The organism is Nocardiopsis sp. TNDT3, assembly GCF_003427465.1.
Lineage (GTDB): Bacteria > Actinomycetota > Actinomycetes > Streptosporangiales > Streptosporangiaceae > Nocardiopsis > Nocardiopsis dassonvillei.
Genome location: NZ_QPFC01000160.1, coordinates 1 through 3,529, shown reverse-complemented (window position 1 = coordinate 3,529; position 3,529 = coordinate 1). Strand labels below are relative to the sequence as shown.

General features: G+C 74.6%; 3 protein-coding genes and 1 pseudogene. 3 read left to right on the top strand and 1 reads right to left on the bottom strand.

The window, feature by feature from the left end:
- From DQW06_RS04445 to DQW06_RS04435, 3 genes are all read left to right on the top strand, one after another.
- Window positions 1-996 (top strand): AAA family ATPase (locus DQW06_RS04445; RefSeq protein ID WP_117198005.1); only part of this gene is annotated, 996 nt, incomplete at its 5' end.
- Window positions 997-1,038: 42 nt separating this feature from the next.
- Complete coding sequence (locus tag DQW06_RS04440) at window positions 1,039-1,770, top strand: nucleotidyltransferase family protein (RefSeq protein ID WP_013154330.1); 732 nt, start codon at window positions 1,039-1,041, stop codon at window positions 1,768-1,770.
- A gap of 47 nt (window positions 1,771-1,817) precedes the next feature.
- Window positions 1,818-2,615, top strand: coding sequence for a tyrosine-protein phosphatase (locus DQW06_RS04435; protein ID WP_013154329.1), 798 nt, complete (start codon window positions 1,818-1,820; stop codon window positions 2,613-2,615).
- Window positions 2,616-2,655: 40 nt separating this feature from the next.
- Here the strand turns inward: DQW06_RS04435 and DQW06_RS04430 are convergent.
- Window positions 2,656-3,529, bottom strand: a pseudogene (locus tag DQW06_RS04430) (hypothetical protein); the annotation flags it as partial.

Here is a 3,529-nt window from a genome sequence, read left to right as displayed (position 1 = left end):
TCCATGCCCGTCTCGCGCCGCAACGGCGGCGCGGGCCCCGCGAACGCGCCCGGGGGCCGGGACGGAGCCGACGGCCGCACCCGGCCGCTGCGCGCACGCACCGGCAGCGGCTCCCGCGGGGCCTCCTCCGCCGACAGCGACGACGAGCCCGTCCCCGTCGACCAGGCCCTGGCCGAACTGGAGGACATGGTCGGCCTCGACCCGGTCAAACAGCAGGTGCGCGGGATCGCCGCCTCCATCGAGGCGGCCCGCCTGCGCGCCGACGCGGGCTTCCCCGTCGAGCGGCCCCTGCGCCACCTGGTCTTCTCCGGCCCGCCCGGCACCGGCAAGACCAGCGTCGCCCGCACCCTGGCCACCATCTTCCACTCCTTCGGGCTGCTGCCCACCTCCCGCGTGGTCGAGGCCCAGCGGGCCGACCTCGTGGGGGAGTACCTGGGCGCGACCGCCATCAGGACCAACGAGCTCATCGACCGGGCGCTGGGCGGCGTGCTGTTCGTGGACGAGGCCTACTCCCTGGTCAACCCCGGCTACAGCGGCGGCGACGCCTTCGGCTCCGAGGCCATCCAGACCCTGCTCAAGCGGGCCGAGGACGACCGGTCCCGGCTCGTGGTCGTGCTCGCGGGCTACCCGGCGGAGATGGAGCGTTTCCTGGCCTCCAACGCCGGACTGTCCTCGCGGTTCAACGTGCGGGTGCGCTTCCCCTCCTACACCGCCGACGAGCTCACCGAGATCGCCGAGACCGTGGCCGCCCGCACCGGTGACGCCTTCGACGACACCGCGCGCGAGGACCTGCGCAGCATCTTCGCGCACGTGTGCGAGGCCGGGTGGATCGACGAGCTCGGCAACGGCCGCTTCGCCCGCTCCCTGTTCGAGAAGGCGTGCTCCCACCGCGACCTGCGCGTGTCCCAGGAGCTGGGCGAGGCCGCGACCGCCGCCGAACTCACCGTCCTGACCAGCGCCGACGTCCGCAAGGCCTACGCCGAGGCGACGCAGTAGACCCGAGGGGGCGCGTACAGGCGTGCTGCTAGTGTCCGGATCATGACCGCTGCACCCACTTCCTCCGCGTCTCCCGTCACCCAGGCGCTCATCCTCGCCGGCGGCCAGGCCACCCGGCTGCGGCCCTACACCGACACCCGCCCCAAGGCGATGGTGGAGGTGGCCGGACGGCCCATCATCGACTACCAGCTGGAGTGGCTCGCCGGCCACGGCGTCGAACACGTCGTCGTCTCCTGCGGCTACAAGGCCGAGGTCCTGCGCGAGCACCTGGAGGCCCGCGAGGGCGGCCCGCGGGTCACGCTCCTGGTCGAGGACGAGCCGCTCGGCCGCGGCGGGGCCCTGCGCTTCGCCTCCACCGGCCTGCACGACCCGGAGGCCCCCTACTTCGCGCTCAACGGCGACGTGCTCACCTGGTTCCCCCTGGACGAGATGACCGCCCACCACCGGGAGCGGGGCGGCCTGGCCACCCTGGCCCTGGCCCAGTTCCGCACGACCTGGGGCATCGTGGACGTGGACGACCAGGACCGGATCGAGGGCTTCACCCAGAGCCCGCTGCTGCCGGTGTGGATCAACGCCGGGGTGTACCTGTTCGAGCCGGGCATCACCCCGCTGCTGCCCACCAAGGGCGACCACGAGTCCTCCACCTTCCCCGACCTGGCCGAGGAGGGGCGCCTGGCCGCCTACCGCATCGACGGCTTCTGGCGCGGCGTGGACACCGCCAAGGACGTCAAGGAGGCGGGGGAGCAGATCACCGCCATGCGCGAGGGCGCCTGACCCCGGCCGGGGAGGAGCGGACGTCGGCTGACGGGGCGCCGGGGAGGATGGGTATCGTCACCAAGGTGACGAACGACGGTTTCCTCCTCTCCAGCGCCCCCAACTTCCGCGACCTCGGCGGGCACCGCACCGCCTCGGGCCGCACGGTCCGCAGCGGGCTCGTGTACCGCTCCGACGCCCTGCACGCGATCGCCGCGGACGAGCTGCCCGTCTACAACGGCCTGGGCATCCGCCAGCTCGTCGACCTGCGCACCCCGCACGAGCGCGAGACCCTCCCCGACGTCGTCCCCGAGGGCGCCGAGTACGCGGTCGTGGCCGTGCAGGACCCCGAGGCGTCCGGTGCCAACTTCTCCCTGGCCCTGGCCGACCCCGAGAAGGCCCGCCTCATGTTCGCCGACGGCGCCGCCGAGCGCTTCATGCACGGCGTCTACCGCGAGCTCGTGACCGACGCCGAGGCGCTCGCCGGGTACCGCGAGCTGGTCGAGCGGGTGGCCCGGGGCCCGGCGGCCCTGGTCTTCCACTGCAGCGCGGGCAAGGACCGCACCGGCTGGGGCGCCGCCCTGCTGCTCGGCCTGCTGGGCGTGGACCGCGAGGCCGTGGTCGCCGACTACCTGGCCAGCAACGAGCGCCAGGCCAACACCGACGAGTGGATGCGCAGGCTCGCCCGGCACAGCGCCCTGGAGTGGGAGGAGGTCGTGCCCATGACGCGGGTGCGCGCCGAGTACCTGGAGACCGCCTTCGCCCATGTGGACGAGGTCCACGGCTCCTTCGACGCCTACGTCACCGAGGGCCTCAAGCTCTCCGACGCCACCGTCGAGCAGCTGCGCGAGCGCATGCTGGAGTAGGCGCCGTGCGGCGGGGGCGCGGCGCCGGGGCGGGCGCCGCCTACAGCGCGTCCAGTCGGCGGCGCAGGTCGCTCTCGCCCGAGGCGGCGTCCAGCACCTCGCCCAGCGCGGCCAGCACGCCGGGCCGGTCCACGCCCCGGTCCAGCATCCGGCGCGCCGCCGCCCACAGGTTCGCGGGCCTGCCGTGCCACAGCCGCCGGGCCAGGCGCTCGTGCCGGTCCAGCTCCCGCTCCCGCTCGGGATCGTCGCCGGTCACCGGCCGGTACCACCGGTCCTGCCCGCTGGAGTGGCGGCCGCTGTGCGGGGTGGCCGCCTCGTACTCGCCGTAGTGGTCCAGGCGCAGCAGCGCTCTTCGGCCCCGGGCCGTGTCCGGGTCGAACTCCTCCGGCGCCCACGTCACCAGCTCGCTGGCCAGCAGCGGGAACGCGAACATCCGCCGCGCCAGCGACGAGAAGTCGCCGTCGGGCATCAGCCGCCGCACCGCCTCCTGGCGCAGCCCCAGCGGGCGCGCCGGATCGCGGTAGGTACGGGTGAACTCCGCGGTGGACTCCCACACCGCGTCCAGCGTCGCGCCCACCGCCACCTGCGGCAGCCCGCCGCGTCGGCCCGCCCAGCGCACCCACGCGGCCAGCACGTGCGGCATGGCCTCCTGCTCCTCGGGCAGCAGCACCACCCGGCCGGGCAGCCAGTGCAGCAGGAAGGACTCCACCTTGCGCGGGCTGACGCGCATCGGCCGACCGCCGTCCACGTCGCAGCCGTGCGTGATGATGTGGTCGGCGCAGCGGCTCGCCGCGTAGGAGTCGGAGAGCTCGGCGGCCTCGTCCGAGGCCAGGAAGCGGGCGGCCAGCACCGCGCGCCGGTCGCGCCGCCACACCGGGGCGGGGAAGGGGTCCACTCCCTCGGGAGGGGTGGGC